At 49.4% G+C, this 21843-nt stretch carries 22 protein-coding genes; 5 read left to right on the forward strand and 17 right to left on the reverse strand.

Features of this window, described 5'->3' with window-relative positions; genetic code table 11:
* Positions 1-17 precede the first annotated feature (17 nt).
* The 15 genes from rnhB to rpsB all read right to left on the reverse strand — a co-directional run bounded on the left by rnhB (position 18) and on the right by rpsB (position 14532).
* On the reverse strand, positions 18-617 hold the full coding sequence (gene rnhB / locus BZG76_RS00060) for a ribonuclease HII (RefSeq protein ID WP_077459727.1): 600 nt from the start codon (positions 615-617) through the stop codon (positions 18-20).
* Positions 610-1764, reverse strand: a complete 1155-nt coding sequence (gene lpxB, locus BZG76_RS00065) for a lipid-A-disaccharide synthase (protein ID WP_077459728.1) — start codon at positions 1762-1764, stop codon at positions 610-612. The genes rnhB and lpxB overlap by 8 nt, the downstream gene beginning before the upstream one ends.
* Complete coding sequence (gene lpxA / locus BZG76_RS00070) at positions 1764-2552, reverse strand: acyl-ACP--UDP-N-acetylglucosamine O-acyltransferase (protein WP_077459729.1); 789 nt, start codon at positions 2550-2552, stop codon at positions 1764-1766. The genes lpxB and lpxA overlap by 1 nt, the downstream gene beginning before the upstream one ends.
* 2 nt (positions 2553-2554) lie before the next feature.
* Positions 2555-3007 carry a 3-hydroxyacyl-ACP dehydratase FabZ gene (fabZ, locus tag BZG76_RS00075; RefSeq protein WP_025744337.1) on the reverse strand — a complete coding sequence of 151 codons (453 nt, stop codon included), beginning with the start codon at positions 3005-3007 and terminating at the stop codon, positions 2555-2557.
* An 84-nt stretch (positions 3008-3091) separates the two neighbouring features.
* Complete coding sequence (lpxD, locus tag BZG76_RS00080) at positions 3092-4117, reverse strand: UDP-3-O-(3-hydroxymyristoyl)glucosamine N-acyltransferase (protein ID WP_077459730.1); 1026 nt, start codon at positions 4115-4117, stop codon at positions 3092-3094.
* 14 nt (positions 4118-4131) lie between these two features.
* On the reverse strand, positions 4132-4641 hold the full coding sequence (locus tag BZG76_RS00085) for an OmpH family outer membrane protein (RefSeq protein WP_021021995.1): 510 nt from the start codon (positions 4639-4641) through the stop codon (positions 4132-4134).
* A gap of 20 nt (positions 4642-4661) precedes the next feature.
* A complete protein-coding gene (gene bamA / locus BZG76_RS00090; protein ID WP_077459731.1) occupies positions 4662-7091 on the reverse strand; it encodes an outer membrane protein assembly factor BamA in 2430 nt (809 codons plus the stop codon).
* 33 nt (positions 7092-7124) lie between these two features.
* Entirely contained in the window at positions 7125-8480 is a 1356-nt protein-coding gene (gene rseP / locus BZG76_RS00095) for a sigma E protease regulator RseP (RefSeq protein ID WP_077459732.1), read from the reverse strand.
* Positions 8477-9673, reverse strand: coding sequence for a 1-deoxy-D-xylulose-5-phosphate reductoisomerase (gene ispC / locus BZG76_RS00100; RefSeq protein ID WP_077459733.1), 1197 nt, complete (start codon positions 9671-9673; stop codon positions 8477-8479). Before ispC ends, rseP begins: the two co-directional genes overlap by 4 nt.
* An 18-nt stretch (positions 9674-9691) precedes the next feature.
* Positions 9692-10543, reverse strand: a complete 852-nt coding sequence (locus BZG76_RS00105) for a phosphatidate cytidylyltransferase (RefSeq protein WP_021021999.1) — start codon at positions 10541-10543, stop codon at positions 9692-9694.
* A gap of 15 nt (positions 10544-10558) precedes the next feature.
* Positions 10559-11329: an isoprenyl transferase gene (locus BZG76_RS00110; RefSeq protein WP_021022000.1), complete on the reverse strand. Its 771-nt coding sequence runs from the start codon at positions 11327-11329 to the stop codon at positions 10559-10561.
* 75 nt (positions 11330-11404) lie between these two features.
* The gene (gene frr / locus BZG76_RS00115; protein ID WP_021022001.1) at positions 11405-11962 is read right to left on the reverse strand and encodes a ribosome recycling factor; all 558 of its coding nucleotides are present in this window, start codon (positions 11960-11962) and stop codon (positions 11405-11407) included.
* 53 nt (positions 11963-12015) lie between these two features.
* The gene (gene pyrH, locus BZG76_RS00120) at positions 12016-12744 is read right to left on the reverse strand and encodes a UMP kinase (protein ID WP_021022002.1); all 729 of its coding nucleotides are present in this window, start codon (positions 12742-12744) and stop codon (positions 12016-12018) included.
* An 83-nt stretch (positions 12745-12827) separates the two neighbouring features.
* Positions 12828-13670 (reverse strand): translation elongation factor Ts, encoded by an 843-nt coding sequence (gene tsf, locus BZG76_RS00125; protein WP_021022003.1) that lies wholly within the window; start codon positions 13668-13670, stop codon positions 12828-12830.
* Between the two features lie 133 nt (positions 13671-13803).
* Positions 13804-14532 (reverse strand): 30S ribosomal protein S2, encoded by a 729-nt coding sequence (gene rpsB, locus BZG76_RS00130; protein ID WP_021022004.1) that lies wholly within the window; start codon positions 14530-14532, stop codon positions 13804-13806.
* A gap of 462 nt (positions 14533-14994) precedes the next feature.
* On the opposite strand from rpsB, the gene map reads away from it, so the two are divergent.
* The 3 genes from map to BZG76_RS00145 are packed head-to-tail and all read left to right on the forward strand — an operon-like array spanning position 14995 to position 18899.
* A complete protein-coding gene (gene map / locus BZG76_RS00135; protein ID WP_021022005.1) occupies positions 14995-15789 on the forward strand; it encodes a type I methionyl aminopeptidase in 795 nt (264 codons plus the stop codon).
* A gap of 53 nt (positions 15790-15842) precedes the next feature.
* A complete protein-coding gene (gene glnD, locus BZG76_RS00140; protein ID WP_077459734.1) occupies positions 15843-18461 on the forward strand; it encodes a bifunctional uridylyltransferase/uridylyl-removing protein GlnD in 2619 nt (872 codons plus the stop codon).
* Between the two features lie 60 nt (positions 18462-18521).
* Entirely contained in the window at positions 18522-18899 is a 378-nt protein-coding gene (locus BZG76_RS00145) for a DUF3461 family protein (RefSeq protein ID WP_021022007.1), read from the forward strand.
* 34 nt (positions 18900-18933) lie between these two features.
* Here BZG76_RS00145 and truC read toward each other — a convergent pair whose 3' ends face one another.
* Together truC and BZG76_RS00155 are read right to left on the reverse strand one after the other, a co-directional pair.
* The gene (gene truC / locus BZG76_RS00150; protein ID WP_198532281.1) at positions 18934-19671 is read right to left on the reverse strand and encodes a tRNA pseudouridine(65) synthase TruC; all 738 of its coding nucleotides are present in this window, start codon (positions 19669-19671) and stop codon (positions 18934-18936) included.
* Positions 19672-19679: 8 nt separating this feature from the next.
* On the reverse strand, positions 19680-20000 hold the full coding sequence (locus BZG76_RS00155; protein WP_077459736.1) for a YqcC family protein: 321 nt from the start codon (positions 19998-20000) through the stop codon (positions 19680-19682).
* Positions 20001-20140: 140 nt separating this feature from the next.
* On the opposite strand from BZG76_RS00155, the gene BZG76_RS00160 reads away from it, so the two are divergent.
* Together BZG76_RS00160 and BZG76_RS00165 are read left to right on the forward strand one after the other, a co-directional pair.
* Positions 20141-21193 (forward strand): DUF3549 family protein, encoded by a 1053-nt coding sequence (locus BZG76_RS00160; RefSeq protein ID WP_077459737.1) that lies wholly within the window; start codon positions 20141-20143, stop codon positions 21191-21193.
* A complete protein-coding gene (locus BZG76_RS00165; RefSeq protein WP_021022011.1) occupies positions 21183-21497 on the forward strand; it encodes a DUF3301 domain-containing protein in 315 nt (104 codons plus the stop codon). The genes BZG76_RS00160 and BZG76_RS00165 overlap by 11 nt, the downstream gene beginning before the upstream one ends.
* Positions 21498-21843: the final 346 nt, after the last annotated feature.

The raw sequence follows: 21843 nt of genomic DNA on the forward strand, positions 1-21843 counted from the left end.
GAGATAAATAGCGCGCACTAGTCGATACCGAGCGCGCGTTTAACCGGCTTAAAGCTCTTACGATGCATCGGTAAGGCACCGTGCTCAGCTAAAGCGGCCATATGAACTTTGGTCGGATACCCTTTATGTTGGGCAAATCCGTAGCCTGGATACGCGGCATCCAGTAACGCCATTTCATGATCGCGATCGACCTTGGCTAAAATTGAGGCGGCACTGATTTCCGCCACGCGTAAGTCACCTTTCACAACGGCTTGCGCCGGCATCGGTAAGTCAGGCACGCGATTACCGTCAATCAGCGCATAATCCGGAGTAACCGACAGCCCATTCACCGCACGCTGCATCGCTAGCATCGTGGCGTGTAATATATTGAGTGCATCAATTTCATCAGGCTCAGCACGTCCAACAGACCATGAAAGCGCTTTTTGCTTGATCTGATCATACAGCGCAAGCCGCTTTTTCTCGCTCAATTTCTTTGAATCGGTTAATCCAACAATCGGCTGATTGGGATCTAAAATCACCGCCGCTGTCACCACCGCGCCGACAAGCGGGCCTCGCCCGACCTCATCAACACCAGCAATCACGTTGGCGTCCGGGTATACAAAAGGTTGTTCAGTCATGGTGACCCAATAGTGTTAATACTGCCTTGGCGGCGGAGGCATCCGCATTTTGACGAATGGTTTGATGCAACGCAGTAAAGGTGGACAACAGTGCTTGATTATCGCTATCAAGCTGATCACTAACGGCCTTCGCTAACGCCTCTGGCTGACAGTCTTCCTGTAGCAGTTCAGGCACCAGTGGCGCGTCTGCTAAAATATTCGGCAACGAGACATACTGGGTCTTAAGCAAACGCTTTGCCAGCCATGCTGTCAGTGGTTTCACGCGGTAGCCCACCACCATAGGACGCTTGAGTAACATGCATTCAAGCGCGACGGTTCCCGAGGCCAGCAACACAGAATCGGCCGCACTAATAACCTGGCGCGCTGTATCGTCAATCAAGGTAAACGAAAGCTCTGGGGCAATGGCCTGCCAAGCTTGCTCAAACTGTTCGCGACGTGCCGAGTTAACCAAAGCAACCACAAAGCCAAGTTCCGGATAACGTGCCGCAAGCTGTTGGCAGGCTTGTATGAACGGCGGGGCTAACATCGCCATCTCACTGCCGCGACTTCCCGGAAGGACCGCTAACCAACGTTTATTGGGGTCAAGCCCCAGGGTTTGCTGTGCCGCCGTTTTATCCACTTGCATCGGAATGCTATCCGCCATGGTGTGACCGACAAAGGCACACGGCACGTCGAACTTGTCGTAAAACGCTTTTTCAAAGGGCAGAAACGCTAAGACAAGATCCGTGGCGGCCGCAATTTTAAAGATCCGCTTTTGCCGCCACGCCCACACTGAAGGGCTGACGTAATGGACGGTTTTTATTCCGGTTTTTTTTAATGATGCTTCAAGACGTAAGTTAAAGTCCGGCGCATCAATACCAATAAAGACATCAGGCGGATGAGCAGTAAAGTGCTTCACCAGCGCGGCCTTCACATTCAATAAACGCGGCAGTCGACCCAAGACCTCAACCAGCCCCATCACGGACAGCTCTTCCATATCAAACAGGCTCTGGCAGCCTTGCGCTATCATTCGTGGGCCGCCAATGCCGACAAATTCAATATTCGGGTGCTGGGCGCGCAGTGCCTTGATGAGGCCTTCACCTAAAACATCGCCGGAGATTTCTCCGGCGACGATTCCAACCCGTAATGGACGCTCACTCGGTAACATTAACGAATAACGCCTCGCGTTGAGCGTGCAAAAAAGTCAACAAACAACGCCAATGCAGGTTCGTCTTCTGCTTGCGCCGCGAGCTCTTTTTTCACTTCTTCTAACGTTTTACCGGCGCGATACATGTTTTTATACACCGCACGAATGGCCCGAATGGCGGACTTGTCGAAGCCACGGCGTTTGAGACCCTCCACATTGATCCCAAACGGTGCGCAGTGATTGCCTTGAGCCATCACATACGGTGGCACGTCTTGAACCACAATGGATCCGCCACCGAGCATGGCATGACTACCAATGACGCAGAACTGGTGAATAGCTGACATCCCGCCCACTATCGCATAGTCATCGACATGGACGTGTCCTGCCAAGGTCGCATTGTTGGCAAAAATACAATGATTCCCCACCACACAATCATGGGCGACGTGGGCATTAATCATAAACAGGTTGTCGCTGCCAACTTTGGTTTCGCCTTTATCTTGCACCGTGCCGCGGTGCATGGTCACGCTTTCCCGAATGGTATTGCGATCACCAATTTCCAATGTTGTTAGCTCACCAGCATATTTAAGATCTTGGCATGCTTCACCAATGGAGGCGAACTGATAGATTCTATTATCACAACCAATACGCGTAGGCCCTTTGATCACCACATGGGTCATCACTTCGGTCCCTGCACCGATCTCTACACCCTTCCCCACATAAGAAAAGGCGCCAATTTTTACGTTTTCCCCCAAGACTACACCGTCTTCGACAACGGCAGCGGGATGGATATAGGCAGTTTCGTGGATCACAATTAGATCTCTCTTCTTGCGCACTTTAATTGAGCCGAGCAGACAACATCACCATCGACTTTTGCGACGCCAGTAAAGGCCGCAATACCTCGGCGCTCTTTAATAAATTCTACCTCGAGAACCAGTTGGTCGCCTGGCGAGACTGGGCGGCGGAATTTAGCATTATCAATGCTTGCAAAATAGTATAGCTCGTTGTCTTTCGGCTTACCGAAGGTCTTAAATGCGAGCAAGCCTGTCGCTTGCGCCATCGCCTCTAGGATCAGTACGCCTGGGAACACCGGCAACTGCGGAAAATGCCCAGTGAACTGCGGCTCATTAACCGTAATATTTTTAATCGCGTGAAGGTACTGCCCTTCTTCAAAATCGGTAACACGATCAATCAACAAAAAAGGATAGCGGTGTGGTAGCAGCTCTTTGATTTCATTGATATATAGAACTTTTTTTTCGCGAGTCAAGGTAGTATTCCCGTTCAAATCCAATACTGACTTCATTAACGCAAAACGGCCCGCGTTACTAAGGCGGGCCTGCTATTCTCGGCGTTAATCTTGTTTGTCGAGCTGATGTTCCAGCTCTTTAAGTCGCTTGTGCATCTCGTCAATTTTGAGCACACGCGCGGCTGTTTTCCGCCACTCGCGGTTGGGCTGTAACGGAATACCGGACGAATACATGCCCGGCTCAGTGATTGGCCGCATTACCATCGCCATTCCTGTGATGGTCACGTTATCTGTGATTTCCATATGGCCATTAAACACGCTGGCGCCACCGATAATGCAGTGTTTACCTACTTTGAGGCTGCCTGCCATTACCGTTGCACCCGCGATTGCCGTGTTCTCACCAATCGAGACATTATGCGCAATCTGGCACTGATTGTCGATAATCACGCCATCAGCAATCTCGGTATCATCCAACGCCCCACGGTCGATAGTGGTACAGGCACCTATTTCGACTCGGTTACCAATCACAACCCGGCCAAGCTGAGGGATTTTAATCCATTTGCCTTTGTCATTGGCGTAGCCAAACCCATCTGCGCCGATCACTGTTCCTGCTTGAACCAAACAATCTTGACCGATAACGACATGATGATAGACGCTAACATTGGCCCACAGTTTTGTCCGCGCGCCGAGTTTTGCGCCCTTACCAATAAAGCAACCTGCGCCAATTTGAACGTTGTCACCAATTAACGCCCCAGATTCAATCACCGCATTAGGACCAATGGCGACGCCTTCACCTAGGATGGCATCATTTGCAACGACCGCTGACGACGCGATATCGGTGGCGCAGGCAGGGGTCGTATCTAAAATTTGTGCGACCTTCGCGTAGGCTAAATAGGGGTCTGCCACCACCAAGGCATTGCCATGGCAATAGGCAAGATCGCCTTCTTTAAGCATCACCGCGCTAGCACGACACAGTGCAAGACCCTTCCGATATTTCGGACTCGATAAGAAGGTGATTTGCCCTTCTCCCGCTGAATTCATCCCTGCAAGCGAGGTTATCGTTACAGCGCCGTCTCCGTGGAGCTGTGCATCCAGTTTTTCCGCTAATTCAGCGAGAGTAATTGAAACCATGGGCTCCTCGACGGTTAGTTAACTGCGTTAATCACTTTTTCAGACAAATCATCACTTGGGTTCGCATACAAAACGGCATTGGCATCAATCACGATGTCATAGCCCTCTTGCTCTGCCACTTTATCGACGGCTTTTTTCAGCTTTTGCACCAGCTTAGATTCTTCTTGGCCGCCGCGCTTGCGCTGATCTTCCTGCAAGGCTTTTACTTTGAGTTTATAGTCAGACTCCATCGACTGAAGCTCGCGTTGTAGCTTCACGCGCTCGTCTTCGCTCATCAACTCACCATTACGTTTAAGTTTTTCTACGCCTTTTGAGAGCTTTTCTTTCAAACGTTCAATCTCTGCGACGCGATCTTTAAATTCACCACGCAATTTTTCATTGAGGTTATTTTTTTGCGCCAGCTGCGACATCACAGCGCCGGTTGATACGTAGCCCACTTTCTGTGCAGCATCAGCCGCTGATGCGTACATGGACGTGGTCAATACCGCGACACTCAGTCCCGCTGCTTTCAAAAATGATTTCACAATAGTCTCCTTTCTGATCATCAGAATGTGCGCCCGATCGTGAAGGTAAAGAACTCTTCATCGTCGCCAGGCTGGCTAGTTATAGGTTTTGCGATGGAAAACACCAAAGGTGCCATCGGTGACATCCACTGCAGTGCCACACCGTAAGCGGCACTGACATTGGATGGATCTGAGTAGTCTTTTGTACCTGGGGGATAGCCCATATCGACCAGTTCTTGGCGATCAAACTCAGTGTCCCACACAGAGGCGGCATCAATAAAGACGCTGGTACGGATTTGCTCGCGTGCTTCATCTGAAGCAAATGGCGTCGGTACAATCAGCTCAACACTGGCAAGCGCCATGGCGTTACCACCAACCGCATCACTTGAACCGTAAGACCCTTCGGATTGTTCAATGTCCCCGTCCGGCTGCTCAGAGCCATCTGCTTCATAAATAGCTTTAGGGCCTACCGAGTTCGAGCGGAAGCCACGCAGAGATGAGAAGCCACCAGCATAATAGTTTTCATAAAACGGCAGCATATGGTCTTGGCCGTTGGTTTGACCATAGCCGTTACCATACGCGAGACGACCACGCGTTAAGAGCGTAAATTCATGCTCTTGTGTCAGCGGCATATACTGGCGAATATCGTACTGCATTTTAAAATACTGAACGTCGGACCCCGGCACTGTCATGCGATAAGAGGCTCGCTGATAATTACCGGCGGTTGGAAAGTAGCCACGGTTGAGATTATTGCGCGTCCATGAGACGGACATATCAAAATCATCAACTTCGAGTCCACCATTGCTCGTTAAGTGATCATTATGGCGTTCAAGAAACTTATCGATTTGGTAGTATTTACCAATATTTTCAATTTTGTTGTGGGTATACCCTAGCGAGAAATCGACTGAATTCAACTCATCGGTCCAAAAACCCCACGTCAGGCTTGTCCCGTAACTCTCGTTGGTATACTCAACAATATTGGCATCACGCGCTTCAAACTCGTTGTAAAATACCTTACCACCCAGACTGACACCATCGAGGGTAAAGTAAGGGTCTCGGTACTCCAACGTTAGGTTTTTACGGTAATCATTGACCATGGCATTAATGCCAAAGCGATTACCGGTACCGGCAAAGTTATCTTGCTGCAAACCGAGCTGTAAACTGGCGCCAGACTCGGTACCGTAACCGACACCAAAGTTAATGCTACCGGAGTTGGCTTCTTTGACTTTATAGTTAACATCGACTTGATCGTCCGTTCCCGGCACGCGTTGTGTATCCACTTCCACGTTTTGGAAAAAGCCGGTACGACTCAACCGCTCTTTCCCCCGAGTGACCGCTTTGGAGTTTAGCCAGGTTCCTTCCAGCTGTCGCATTTCGCGGCGTAACACTTCATCTTTAGACGTGGTATTCCCGGAAAAGCGGATATTGCGCACGTAGATACGCTTACCCGGCTCGACATTCACGGTCAGTGAGACTTGTTGGTTGTCATCGTCAAAAGTCGGCATGGTATTGACTTTGGGGTAGGCAAAGCCGGTTTCACCAAGATGGCGCTTAATGGCCTCTTCGAGTGCAGTCACCTTATCGCCATTGTAGGTATCACCACGGGTAAAGCTAACCAATGAACGGTAAGTGTCTTCGTTTTGCGGATCGCCACGAAAGTTGACATCAGCAATCTCATACGGCTTGCCTTCGTTCACATTCAGAGTGATGTAAACACCCTTTTTATCTGGCGAAATAGCCACCTGGGTCGATTCAACGCGAAACTTTAAATACCCACGATTGAGATAAAAATTACGCAGTTTTTCCAGATCGCCAGCAAGCACCTGCTTTTGATACTTTTCGTTGGCTAAGAAATTCCACCACGGCACATCGGCACGCAAATCGAAGCTATCGCGTAATGCGTCATCACTGAAGACGTCGTTCCCCACGAAATTGATCTGCTCAATCTTAGCCGAGACGCCCTCAGTAAATACAAACTTCAAATCCGCGCGATTTCGCGGCAAAGGCGTAACAACGGCTTTTACCGACGCACTGTATTTACCCACACTGTAATAAAAGTCTTCTAAGCCTTTCTCAATATTACTAAGCTTTGTCCGATCAAGCGCCTCACCGACACGCAGCCCGGAAGACGTGAGGTTTTCTTGTAGCTGCTCTTTTTTAATTGCTTTGTTGCCTGAGAACGAAATGCTCGCAATAGTAGGACGCTCCACGACTTTAACCAGCAAGGTTTCATCATCGCGATAGACGCGCACATCCTCGAAATTACCCGAGGCAAACAGTGCATTTATCACATCTGCCACATCCTCGTCGTCGACGTTGTCACCCACACGGACCGGCATCGATAGCAATGCAGCCCCTAAGCTGACCCGCTGTAGGCCTTCAAAGCGGATATCGCTTACCTCGAATGTGTCAGCATGCGCCATACTGCTGCTTACTAAAAGAGACGCTATTAATAGTTTTTTCATCGCCATGTGCTATCTGACTTATCCTTGAATACTAACCGTTTAAAGTCGGGCGAAGTCGTTAAACAATGCCACTGCCATCACCATCATCAACACGGCAGCGCCGATACGATACCCAAAGTCCTGTACACGCTCGGAAACCGGTTTTCGTGTCACAGCCTCAATCCCAAAGAACAGCAAATGGCCGCCATCTAATACGGGCAGAGGAAGTAAATTGATAATGCCTAGGTTCACACTGATCAGTGCCATGAACCCTAAAAATGAGATCAATCCGATCTCTGCTGTCATGCCCGCGCCTTTCGCGATCGATATAGGACCACTTAAGTTGTTCACACCCACATCACCGGTGATCAGTTTTTTTATCATATTGACGGTCATGCTGATCACTTGGCCCGTTTTATTGACCGCTTCTGGTATCGCCGCTAACGGCCCATATTGTTGCGTGAAACGGTATGATTCAGGCCATGCTGCCATTTGAGGAGCAATCCCCGCATACCCTGTCATTTGACCTTCAACGTCACGCGCATCCGGGGTGAGTGTCAAATTTTGCGTTTCCCCATCGCGGACGATTGTCAGCGACAAGCTTTGATTGGGACTTCGTTTGATCACCGCAACGAGCGCTTGCCATGATGCCAACTCAGTGTCATCCACGGCAACGATCTTATCACCTTGTTCGAGTCCAGCTTGCGCTGCCGCGCTCTGTTCAACCACTTGTGCGACCGACAATGTGATCGCGGGTCGATAAGGCGTGATGCCAAGCGTCGCCAAAGGCGATTGTTTTTCTGGATCAAACTGCCATTGCGTGAGATCTAGGGTGTAATCGCGTTGATAAGTTTGCGCTGGACTCTGTTTCGCAGTGAGGGTCATGCTCTCATCACCAATATGCCCGATCAACGCAAAATTAACCGCTTGCCAATCAGCGGTTTCGACGCCGGAAACTTGGGTTAGTTCCATTCCTGATTCGATTCCGGCTTCAGCAGCAATCGAGTTGGGGGATATTTCGCCGATCACAGGTTTGACAGCAGGAACACCGATCATCATCACCAGCCAATACGCAAAGGCGGCAAAGATAAAGTTAGCGATAGGGCCGGCGGCGACAATGGCGCTACGTTGCCATAGGGGTTGGTTGTTAAATGCGCGGTGTTTGTCTGCGTCAGGAACAGCCTCAATACGCTCATCCAACATTTTGACGTAGCCACCGAGCGGGATCGCAGCAATCACGTATTCGGTATTGTCTTTGCCATACCAGCGCCATAATGCGCGACCAAAGCCAATTGAAAAACGCTCAACCTTTACACCACAGCGACGAGCGACCCAAAAGTGACCGTATTCGTGAATTGCAACCAGTATGCCAAGCGCGACAATAAACGCCGCCGCGTTCCAAAGAAAATCGCTCATTTTGTCACCTTAGTAATCTGCTCATTGGCAGCCATGCGAGCTATTCTATCCAGCTCAAATAAGCAATCCAAGCTTGTTGGCGTGGGAAGCGATGATTGGGTCAATACCTGCTCATTGATGCGAGCAATATCCATAAAGCTGATCTTTCCGGCAAGAAACGCGGCGACAGCTTGCTCATTGGCGGCATTGAGCGTGGTAGTTGCTGCTTGCCCCTGCTCACAGGCTGCGATCGCGAGCGAAAGACAAGGATAACGACACGCATCCGGTGCCATAAAAGTAAATTCGCCAATTTGAGTGAAATCAAGAGGCGCTACCGACGCTTGAACGCGATCAGGATATCCCATTGCATGAGCAATCGGCGTACACATATCGGGCGTACCCAATTGCGCGAGCACCGAGCCATCACACATCTGTACCATGGAGTGGATCACTGACTGCGGGTGGATCACTACTTCCAGTTGATGAGGCTGGGCGTTGAATAACCATCGCGCCTCAATGTATTCCAAACCTTTATTCATCATGGTTGCTGAATCGACCGAGATTTTTGGCCCCATCGACCAATTAGGATGTGCGATGGCCTCTTCAACACTGACGGTCGCTAAGCTTTGTGGGTCACGATAGCGAAATGGTCCACCCGAGCCTGTTAGCAAAATTTTATTGACGCCGGCCGCTTGCAAATCACAGCGTCCGGGCTGTTGCTGCACGGATTGCGGCAAGCATTGAAAGATCGCATTGTGTTCACTATCGATGGGCAGCAGCTCAGCGCCGTATTGATAAACAGCATCAATAAAAAACTGCCCAGACATTACCAAGGCTTCTTTATTGGCAAGCAGCACCCGTTTGCCCGCTTTAACCGCCGCCATTGTTGAAGACAGCCCGGCCGCGCCAACAACTGCCGCCATCACCATATCCACTTCAGGTAATGCCGCAAGGTGACATAAACTGTCCTCGCCAGCGAGTACTTCGGTGCCGATCCCTCTTTCAAGCAACGCATGACGCAACTGTTGCGCTGACGCGCGATTGGCCATCGCGGCGTAAGCAGGTTGCCAATCGACACATAACGCAATCATTTTCTCGACATTGGTATGTGCAGCCAATGCCGTGACTTCAAACTTTTCAGGGTTGGCTGCAACCACTTTTAGGGTACTGGAGCCAATAGAACCTGTGGCGCCTAATACGGTGATTCTTTGCATGTCGAAGACTCGTTTCACTTAATTCGCAAATGCGAAGTACAACACGGTAAACACTGGGAACGCTGCCGTTAAGCTATCAATGCGATCAAGAATGCCCCCATGACCTGGAAGCAAATTACCACTGTCTTTCACCCCAGCGACGCGTTTAAACATACTCTCCGCTAAGTCACCCAACACGGACGCCAAGGCGGTCACCACAGTGACAGCCAAGAACACGCCAACATTGGCGAAATGGATGTTTAACAGATGCGTCCCTAACCAGGTCACTGCCACTGCCGCAGTGAGCCCACCCAGTAATCCTTCGAGGGTTTTATTCGGGCTGACCGCAGGGGCCATTTTATGTTTACCGAATTTTTTCCCGGCAAAATAGGCACCACTATCTGCGCACCATACAAGGACAAAAACCAGCAGCACTAACTTGGCGCCATAAAAAGAGGAGAACTGGTAGTCTGTTGCACGCAACAGCAAGACACTCCACATAAACGGTAACAGGGTAACGAGACCAAAGAGTAGGCGTAGTAACTTGCTGTGGGTCCAATATGCCCCTGAGCGAGGGTATGAGAGCACTAACACGGTTGCGAATAGCCACCAAGCCGCGCCGGTTGCCGCCAGTGCGAAAGGTGGCAGTGTGACATGCCCAAGCGCCATGGCACTAAAAGGAATACTAAAGAGCGAAAGCGCCAGCGCTGCAGCAGGGATAATAAAGGTAAAAAGACGCGAAGACGCCGAGACAAACTGCGTCCATTCCCAAAGTCCAATTAAAGTGACAGCCGCTATCGCTGCAACAAATGCAGGAAACGGTAAGTAAAAGACTCCAGCGACCACTAACGGGACTAACAAGGCCGCGGTTAAAACACGTTGTTTGAGCAAACTGATTCCTCGTGGTTACTTATCCGTTGTTATCATGGCTTTAATTTGCTCGCCGGTGCAGCCAAAACGTCGTTCACGATTGACATACCAAGCCACGGCATCATACAAACTTTGTTCGTTGAAATCAGGCCAATATTGCTCGGTAAAACATAACTCTGCATAGGCAGCTTGCCATAAAATAAAGTTACTGATGCGGCATTCGCCGCTGGTGCGGATCATTAAATCGACATCCGGTAAATCTGCCAACATTAAATGACGCGCAATATCCTGTTCCCCAATATCATTGGGTTGTAAGTGACCGGCGACAACCTGTTCAGCGACACGACGTGTTGCCTGGGTAATATCCCATTGCCCACCGTAATTCGCCGCAATATTGAGTACCAAACGGTCATTATTTGCCGTTAACGCTTGAGCTTCGGCAATTTTCGTTTGCAAAGAAGGGCTGAATCGAGAGGTGTCACCAATAATGCGTAATTGCACACCATGGCTGTCGAGCCGTTTAGCTTCACGCGATAGCACATTGATAAATAGCTCCATCAATACGCTGACTTCGTCTTCTGGACGACGCCAGTTTTCACTACTAAACGCAAATAAAGTTAGCGCTTTCACACCAAGCTCAGACGCCGCCTTGACGGTCTTACGTACCGCTTTGACGCCCGCTTTATGCCCGAACACACGGGCTTTTCCGCGAGCCTTGGCCCAGCGTCCATTGCCATCCATGATAATGGCGATGTGTTGCGGTAAAGCGGCAGATTCGAGCTGCGCATCAAGAGACTGGGAACTCATGTTTCTCCTTGGCAAATAAAAAGCGCTGTACTGCACGCACAGCGCTTTAGCATTGGCGGTAAAGTCTAATGAGATTTAGACTTCCATCAACTCTTTTTCTTTTGCATCAAGAAGTGCATCAACATTCTTAACCGCTTCATCAGTCAACTTTTGAATGTCATCTTGCGCACGGTGCTCGTCGTCTTCTGAAATTTCTTTGTCTTTTAATAGTGCTTTGAGATCACTATTGGCATCACGACGGATATTACGTACTGCAACACGCGCATTTTCACCTTCAGAACGAACAACTTTCACCATGTCTTTACGGCGATCTTCGGTCAGTGGTGGCAAAGGCACACGGATCACGGTACCTGCTGAGGCTGGGTTCAAGCCTAGGTCAGAGGTCATGATCGCCTTTTCAACCGCTTGGGTTACTTGCTTGTCATACACGCTAATCGCCAAGGTACGCGAATCTTCAGCAACAATAGACGCAAGTTGGTTTAAAGGCGTTTGCGCGCCGTAATACTCAACGGTAAGGCCTTCTAGTAAGCTTGGATGTGCACGCCCAGTGCGCAGTTTACCTAATGTGTGCTTAAGCGCTTCTACACTTTTTTCCATACGCGCTTTGGCGTCGTCTTTTATGTCATTAATCACGGGAATATCCTTGCGATTGAATTAATTTGTAAGATTATGCCACCAATATTGGCTTAGCTGTTAGTGATCAAGGTGCCTTCTGCTTCACCCATCACGACACGGCGTAACGCACCTGGCTTATTCATGTTAAATACACGAAGAGGCAGTTTATGGTCGCGTGCAAGTGTAAATGCGGCCAAATCCATCACTTTCAACTCTTTTTCTAACACATCTTGATATGTCAGCGAGTCATAAAGTGTTGCATCTGGGTTTTTGGTTGGATCATCACTGTATACACCGTCGACTTTGGTCGCTTTAATCACCACATCGGATTCAATTTCAATACCGCGTAAACAGGCAGCCGAGTCGGTAGTAAAGAAAGGGTTACCGGTCCCAGCAGAGAAAATCACCACCCGACCATTACGAAGTTGGCTGATGGCTTCCGCCCAGTTATAGCTGTCACATACACCGTTTAGAGGAATCGCTGACATCACTCGTGCGTTCACATAGGCACGATGAAGTGCGTCACGCATCGCCAACCCGTTCATCACGGTGGCTAACATACCCATGTGATCGCCCACAACACGGTTCATTCCCGCCTCAGCAAGACCCGCACCACGGAATAAATTCCCGCCACCGATGACCAATCCTACCTGAACACCCAGCTCGACCAGTTCTTTTATTTCTTGCGCCATACGATCAAGCACGGTGGGATCGATACCGAATCCATCTTTGCCCTGCAGGGCTTCACCGCTCAGTTTAAGTAAAATTCGTTGATATGCAGGCTTAGGATTTGTAGTCATTTCACTACCTTTCTATTAGGCACTAATTAGGGAAGAAGGTTATGGAAGACCGCGGCGAGCACCGCGGTCTGAGTCAGCAAGAATTAGCTTTGTTGTACAGCAGCAACTTCTGCAGCAAAGTCTACTTCTTCTTTCTCGATGCCTTCACCCACTTCAAAACGGATGAAGTTAGTCACTTCGGCACCTTTTTCTTTCAGCATTTGACCCACAGTTTGTGCTGGATCCATCACGAATGCTTGACCTGTCAGAGAAATTTCACCGGTGAATTTCTTCATACGGCCAACAACCATTTTCTCTGCGATATCAGCTGGCTTGCCTGATTCCATTGCGATATCAACTTGAATTTTCTTCTCTTTTTCAACAACGTCAGCAGGCACATCTTCAGGGTTCACGTAGTCAGGCTTAGACGCGGCAATGTGCATAGCAACGTGCTTGATGGTTTCTTCGTCAGCTTTCGCAGCAACAACCACACCGATGCGATCGCCGTGACGGTAAGAACCGACTTTCTCGCCTTCGATGAATGAAACACGGCGGATATCCATGTTTTCACCGATTTTTGCAACAAGCTCAGCACGCTGCTGTTCGAATTTTTCTTTCAGCGCGTCGATTGCTAGGCCTTCAGCCAGTGCTGTTTCTGCCACTTGGTTAGCAAATGCAGCGAAATTCGCGTCTTTAGCAACAAAGTCAGTTTCACAGTTAATTTCAACGATCGCAGCTTTGCCGTCGTTTTCTTTAACTAGGATGACACCTTCAGCAGCAACACGGCCAGCTTTCTTCGCTGCTTTTGCCGCGCCGCTCTTACGCATGTTTTCGATTGCAACTTCGATGTCAGCGTTCGCTTCAACCAGTGCTTTTTTACATTCCATCATGCCAGCGCCAGTGCGCTCGCGCAGTTCTTTAACCAGGGCAGCGGTAACAGTTGCCATTGTTCAATCCTCGATTCGAAACTATTTTGGGTAAAAAACAGGGGCCCGATATCGGCCCCTGCTAACCATACTTAGCTTACAGCATGAAAGATGACACGCTGATGGCTAAGAACGCTCACAAGGAGCTGTCGTCTTACTCAGCGACTTCAACCAGCTCGTCTTCTGCTTGCGTGACGATATCTTGGCTACGGCCTTCTTTGTAAGCGTCAGACGCTGCGTTCAGGTATAGTTGGATAGCGCGAATTGCGTCATCGTTACCTGGGATTACGTGATCAACGCCGTCAGGGTTAGAGTTGGTATCTACCACTGCAAAGACTGGGATGCCCAGATTATTCGCTTCTTTGATGGCAATGTGCTCGTGATCCGCATCGATAACGAACATTGCATCAGGTAGGCCGTTCATGTTCTTAATACCACCCAGTGATTTGTCGAGTTTTTCCATTTCACGGGTGTACATCAGCGCTTCTTTTTTGGTCAGCTTTTCAAACGTACCGTCACTCGCTTGAGTTTCCAGATCTTTTAGACGTTTGATAGATGTGCGAACGGTTTTCCAGTTGGTCAGCATGCCGCCCAACCAACGGTTACTTACATAAAACTGCTCGCAGTTTTCTGCTGCCGTTTTTACCGCTTCGCTTGCTGCGCGCTTAGTACCAACAAACAGAACTTTACCTTTACGCTCACCGATTTTTGACAGTTCAGCCAGTGACTCGTTGAACATTGGTACGGTTTTTTCAAGGTTGATGATGTGCACTTTGTTACGTGAACCAAAAATGAACGGCTTCATTTTTGGGTTCCAGAAACGAGTTTGGTGACCGAAGTGTACACCCGCCTTGAGCATGTCGCGCATTGAAACAGTAGCCATGATAAATTCCTCTCGGGGTTAGGCCTCCACATATCCCATTTACCGACCCGTTAGTGGGCACCCCGGTCAATGTGTCGATATGTGTGTGATTTAAGATTAAAAATGATAATTGAACCCCATCAAACTGAAACCTAGCTCGGCTAGACCTAGCATGGCTAGATTGATCATAATGACGGTTTTCGGCGCGCTTTATATCACAAACACGTGGGTAAAATCCAGTTAAATTGCGCGCGCAATCCGCCTAAACCTATACGATGACCGCGCGGAATGCTTCTCTTTCTGTTTCTTCCATGGACATGGCTTGGTACCATATAGTCACTATTAGACAGTTGCTAATCCTGCACCGCTGAGACAAGCGTAGCAGGGCGTCAGTGGCTGTGCTTAATGATACAAAACGTGACTTGAATCATGCTCTCGTTTTAACATTATCATTGAGCATCCCGAATAAAGAGAGAAAGCAAAATGACAATCCCGATTAAAACAGAAGAAGAAATTGAAAAAATGCGCGTAGCCGGTCGGCTCGCTGCTGACGTGCTCGTGATGCTTGGCGAGCATGTTAAGCCTGGGGTCACCACCCGTGAGCTAGACGACATCGCTCACCAGTATATGACTGACGTACAAGGCACCATTCCTGCCACATTGGACTATCACGGTTTTCCTAAATCCATGTGCACATCAATCAATCATGTCGTTTGTCATGGTATACCTTGTGATGAAGACGTGCTCCAAGAAGGCGACATCGTCAATATTGATGTCACCGTGATCAAAGATGGCTACCATGGCGATACCTCAAAGATGTTTTTAGTCGGGGAAGTGTCTCTCGAAGACAAACGTCTTTGCCGTGTCACGCAAGAAAGCCTGTATCACGCGATCAAAAAGGTAAAACCAGGTGCGACTGTTGGTGATTTAGGAACAGCGATCCAAAAGTTCATCAAGAGCAGCAACACGCGCTACTCAATCGTCAAAGAGTACTGTGGGCATGGTATTGGCGCGAGCTTCCATGAAGATCCACAAGTGGTGCACTACAAAAACAACGACCGTACCATTCTTAAACCTGGCATGTGTTTTACTATTGAGCCTATGATTAACGCAGGGAAGTATGGGACCGTACTGGATGAGGACGATGATTGGACGGTCTATACCATCGATGGTAAAAAGTCGGCGCAATGGGAGCACACGCTGCTGGTGACCGACACAGGGGTTGAGGTATTAACGTTACGAGAGGAAGAAAGTCTCCCACGTTACATCAACCACTAATCTAGAAATAAGAGCCGGTTTCGTTCCGGCTTTTTTTTGCGCAAAGGATCGCCATGACAGACACGGTAATTACGCCACAACATTTGGGGGATGATCAACTCGACCCCATCACGCTAAAGGCACAGTTCCAACAGCTACTTGAACAGCAAAAGCAAGATTTCCTTGCCAATGTTCCCGTTGCCGAGTTGGTTTATCAGCGTACCGATTATATGGATGCCCTTCTGGCTAGGTTATGGCATCACTTTGGTTTTGATCAAAGCCCTCTTGCGCTGGTCGCGGTGGGCGGCTATGGCCGGCGTGAATTACACCCTCTGTCTGATATTGATTTACTCCTACTTTGCCAAGCACCGCTAAATGCTTATCAGCAGCAAAGCCTCAGTGATCTACTCACCTTGTTGTGGGACTTGAAATTGGAAGTCGGCCACAGTGTCCGGACTGTCGAAGAGTGTATTGACGTTGGGCTGGATGATCTTACCGTGGCGACTAATTTACAAGAGTCGCGCCTTTTATGTGGCGATTCACAGTTGTTCGAGGCGCTCGAGGCCCGTGTGCACCATGATAGCTTTTGGCCCAGTGAACGCTTTTATCAAGCGAAAGTCGACGAGCAAAAAGCCCGACATCGCCGCTATCATGATACCGCTTATAAACTCGAGCCAGATTTAAAACTCAGCCCTGGCAGCTTACGCGATATTCATACCCTATCTTGGATTGCGCGCCGTCATTTTGGTGCCACCAGCTTAAGAGAAATGAGCGATTTTGGCTTTTTGACTGATGCTGAGTATCGTGAACTTAACGAATGCCAAAACGTGCTGTGGCGGATCCGTTTTGCCCTTCATCTTGAGCTGCGCCGCTACGACAACCGACTGACCTTCGCCCACCAAACCTCAGTGGCTGAACTCCTCGGCTACCGGGGCGACGGTAATCGTGCGGTCGAGACCATGATGAAAGATTTCTTTCGCACCCTCGGACGCGTGGGGGAGCTCAACAAGATGCTGCTGCAAATCTTTGATCAGGTGATCATCGATAATGGTCGGTCTGGAGAAGTCGACGTATTAAGTGATGACTTCCAACGCTGCGGACGGACTATTGAGGCACGCAAACCTGCTTTATTTCAAGCACGCCCTGAGACTATCTTGGATATGATGCTGCATATCGCCGACGACACCTCGATCGAGGCCATCGCCGCCCCCACTTTACGTCAACTGCGTACCGCTCGACGTCGACTTAACCACTTTTTGTGTCAGCAAGACGATGCAAGAGAAAAATTCATGGCACTCATACGCCACCCAAACGCTCTGCATAAAGCGTTTGGACTAATGCACCGCCACGGTGTCATGTCTGCGTACCTCCCACAGTGGAGTCAAATTGTCGGACAAATGCAGTTTGATTTGTTTCATGTCTATACGGTTGATGAACACACGATTCGTTTGCTCAAACATATGCGTTTGTTTGACGATGAAGCTAATCGTGAGCGCCACCCCATTTGTTGCGATGTATTTCCGCGTCTTGCACGAAGAGAGCTGTTGCTGGTTGCGGCTATTTTTCATGATATAGGCAAAGGCCGTGGAGGCGATCACAGTGAAATTGGCGCGATTGAATCCCATGATTTTTGTCTTGACCACGGTTTATCAAAGCCAGAAGCCAACATTGTCAGTTGGCTGGTACGTAACCACTTACTGATGTCTGTCACCGCCCAGCGTCGCGATATTTACGATCCCGATGTCATCACCGACTTTGCCAAAGAGGTCCGCGACGAGGAGCGGCTCGATTTGCTTCTCTGCCTGACCGTGGCAGACATTAATGCCACTAACCCAGACTTGTGGAATAGTTGGAAGCGTACCTTAATTGCTGAGCTTTATTATTCCACTCAAAAAGCCTTACGACGTGGGCTAGAAAACCCACCGGATGTCCGAGAACGGATCCGGCACAACAAACATCTCGCTGCTGCCATGTTACGCAAGCAGGGGCACAGTCCACGAGAAATTGAAGTATTATGGCAACGTTTTAAAGCGGATTATTTTCTTCGCCATACCCACAAGCAAATAGCTTGGCATAGTGAACATCTGCTCCACCACGCCGATGATAAGCCGCTGGTGCTCGTCAGTAAAAAAGCGACCCGTGGCGGCACAGAAATATTCGTTTACTGCCAAGACAGGCCGAGCTTGTTCGCACGCGTCGTTGCCGCCCTAGATAAGAAAAWCCTCAGTGTCCATGATGCCCAAGTCATGACCAGCAAAGATGGCCACGCACTCGATACCTTTATGGTGCTCGATCAAAACGACGATGCGATTTCTATCGATCGTCATCCTAGAATTATCGACGGGGTTGGGAAAGCACTCAACGAGACCGGCAAGATCACTATTCCCAAGCGTCGCTCACCGCAAAAGTTACAACATTTTTCGGTGAAAACGCAGGTGTTGTTTCTCCCCACCAAAAACGGGCGACGTACACTCATGGAATTAGTCGCGCTCGATACGCCAGGGCTATTGGCACGCGTCGGTGCGGTTTTTGCTCGGCAAAATGTGAGTGTTCACGCGGCTAAAATCACCACCATCGGTGAGCGCGCAGAGGACTTTTTTATCGTCACGGATCTCGACAATCAAGCGCTCACTTCTGAACACCAAGCACAATTGAAAGCGGCGCTCGAGAAAGCCCTCTCGCAAGCCAAATAATACCAGGGAATCGCGCGGGTAAGACGCGCAACCATAACGATGTCTAACCATGAGGTGGCTATGTATCAACAGTTAAAGAATATCGGTGTTGAACACCCTGAAAAAATAGAGCGCTACTCGCTCCGTCAAGAAGCAAGCTACGATACGCTCAAAATCTATTTTAGTAAGCCAAAAGGCGATCTGTTTGCGCGGAGTATGAAATTTAAATATCCGCGGCAGCGTAAAAATGTGGTCGTCGACAGCGGTACAGGTCGCTCAAAAGAAGTGACAGAGATAAACCGGAGCCTCTCTTTGGTCATTGATGAGCTCGACCAGATCGTGCAACACGAGCATACCGAGCAAGACGTGAAGCAAAAAGTGCTTACCGACCTACGTCACCTAGAAAAAGTGGTCGCCAGTAAGATTGCAGAAATCGAGGCCGAACTCGAAAAACTGTAAGGGCGGCATGCGAGTACACCGCCCATAGCAAGGTCTAGTTATCGTATGATGACGCCGGCGCTTTCCAGCCCAACTGTTTAATAACATGCTGCCAGACTGTATCCAAAGGCGCATGGATAAAAACAGTCTTGCCACTGGCTGGGTGCGTTAGCGTCATCTCACTGGCGTGTAATAGCAGCTGATGACAATTAAATTGCTCTCTAAACACACGATTGTGGCGACCGTCTCCATGAGTGGTGTCACCAATGATCGGATGGCTTAAGTGGTGCATATGCCGCCGCAATTGATGCTTTCGTCCAGTATGAGGTTGCATCGCTACCAAGCTATAACGACTGGTCGCATAGCGTCCGGTTGCGATCGGCAGCTCAACTGTCGCCAATGGCTGATAGTCAGTCACCGCCGCTTTTGCTGTCGCCGGTTGGCTGGCGTGTTTATCCGCTATTTTGTCTTGTTCTTCCACCAGCGGGTAATCCAGCTGGCCAGCATGGGAAACCCAGCCTCGAACAATGCCATGGTAAGCTTTTTTGACCTGCCCTTCAGCAAACTGCGGCATCATCTTAGAGGCCACTTCACTGGATAACGCAAACACCAAAACGCCCGACGTCGGCTTGTCCAGTCGGTGCAATGGATAGACATGCTGGCCAATTTGATCTCTCAAGGTTTGCATCACAAATCGGGTTTCCCCTTTGTCTAACCAAGAGCGGTGGACCAGCATCCCTGACGGTTTATTCACCACCACTAAATGCTCGTCACGGTATAAAATGTTCAGCAAAGTATCGGTCATTGATCAGAAAACAAGTTATCAATTCGAACAACGACAGCAACCACGTCACTATGGCCTGCATACTCTTTCATTGCTTCTTCCACGTACGGTGAGATTTCAAAGTTACGTGGCAAAGCTTGCTCTGTCTTGATAAGCGCTCGCATCTTAGGCACAAAAACCCATTGCAACCATTCGTGGCACGCCAGTGTATCGACAGCAAACGGTTCAGTGCTGGCTAGCCGCTCAGTTGACGGTGGCGTCGTCTGCCATAGCGCGTGATTGTTTAGCACTTGCTCTAATTCATCAAGGAGTTGTTCACATTGTTGGCGAAGAGTCATTGACAACCTCATCATTACTCGACCGATAAAGCGCGAAGCATAGCACGAACCGATTCAAGACGACATTAACAAGGCGAGCATTGCAGGGATAAAAACTGATATACTCGCGGCTAATTAAGCGATAACGAAGAGCGGATATCATGCAAACGGTTCACGCCCTCAGCGCCCTATTTGATCAAGCAGGTTGCCAATTCAGTGTCTATGATTTAGGCCGTCGAGTGTGCCGCCTGGAAGAGGCATCTTTTCGTGCCGTCGAGGCCAACCAACAACCTTACCCTCACCCATTACGTCAGCAAGCGCATATGGCCGTGGCTTTTTGGCCACAAGGTGGCACGCCTTGGGTATGGTTTTTAAAAATGCCTTTAGATGAGCGAGGGTTATTAAATCACACCGCAATGGGGGATTTCCTTCAGTATGTCAGCGCGGCGATGGGCGAGAGCCTGACCGCGACGCCAAACAAGGCACAGCGCGAGAAACTGGCCAACAATCCTTATACCTTTACCCCAACTGACGACAAGATGGCGATGTTTCACGCCTCACTGACCTATCAATTGGGTCATCCTGCCAGCCAGTACTATGACCATGCCCAGCATTACCTCAATGGCGAGCTCGGCTGGGATAATTGGCAAGGTGTTGGACTTCAGGGGCTAGCGGATACCTGCGTGCGTATGCAGGAGCAAAATAATGCAACTCGAGTTCGTAAAGCACTGAATAACATACCTAACACACCCCTATATGCGCTGTTAGGTTGTTTGGAGCATTGTGAAATTAACGCGAAATTAGCGGAAAGTTTACGCGAGATGTTTACTCAAATGTGCCAAAACCAAGATGTCGACTTGTTTTTGGTCAGTGCATTACTTCGTGCTCATGCTGGGGCGCCTTCAGACACCGAGCACCAACTGATAGAAGCGGTGCTTGCAAGGCCAGAGCTCCACCACCGAGAAATTTTTGTCGCTATTGCCGGTCGCTGCTGGCGTAGCTTAGCCAATGAATCCGTGCTTGACTACTTTTTGATTGCCTTGGCAGACCACCAAGATGCAGCATTATTTCAGCAAATCTATACGGATTTGGTCATGTTACCACCGTTACGCGGTGCACTACTGACGCGGCTCCACGGTCATACATCACCCGCCCTGGCTCAGGCCATGGCTCGGATGCAACAGGCCGTGACACAAACATCACATGATCACTGATCTATTGACCATCTTGCTGGTTGTCGTCATTGCCTTGCTATTTTGGCAACAGCGGCGGCAATCTGAGCAAGCTCACCAGCATATTCGTCAATACTGTCAACGAATGGAGTTACAATTACTCTCAATCGCGCGCGGTCGCCACACCATGGTCAAAACGAAGGCTGGTTGGCGATGGGTAACGTACTATTGGTTTGAGTTTTCAGCGACGGGTAATGATCACTACACCGGTCAAGCACAGCTTTATGGACTAAGGCTGAAAGCGATTGATACGCCTGTTCATACGATGCCGGGGCAATCCGATTGATCGATGAGAAGATCGTCAATGCAAAGGCCTTCCCTAGTATAAAGACCTTAGGGCAAAGACCTGAGTACAGAGACCTGGGTGCACAAACATGGTCGCGCCTCGTGATAAGCTGTACTAGATTATAAATATGATGCGCACGCTGAGGGTGTTTTTGCTAATGCGTGACAGGGAGTCACCGAGTGTCGGCCACCGAGTGTCGGCCAAAGCACTCAAAAAGGAAAGGGCGCAGCTTGCGCCGCGCCCTAAAGTTTTACTTGCAGCTATCCTGCTACGAAAAGGTGCTCCCTGCATCATTCCTTGATCAGTCGCCGATTCCTTCAGCGTCGTTCCATGTCTCTCCGTCTTG

The organism is Salinivibrio sp. AR647 (assembly GCF_001995415.1).
GTDB lineage: Bacteria > Pseudomonadota > Gammaproteobacteria > Enterobacterales > Vibrionaceae > Salinivibrio > Salinivibrio costicola.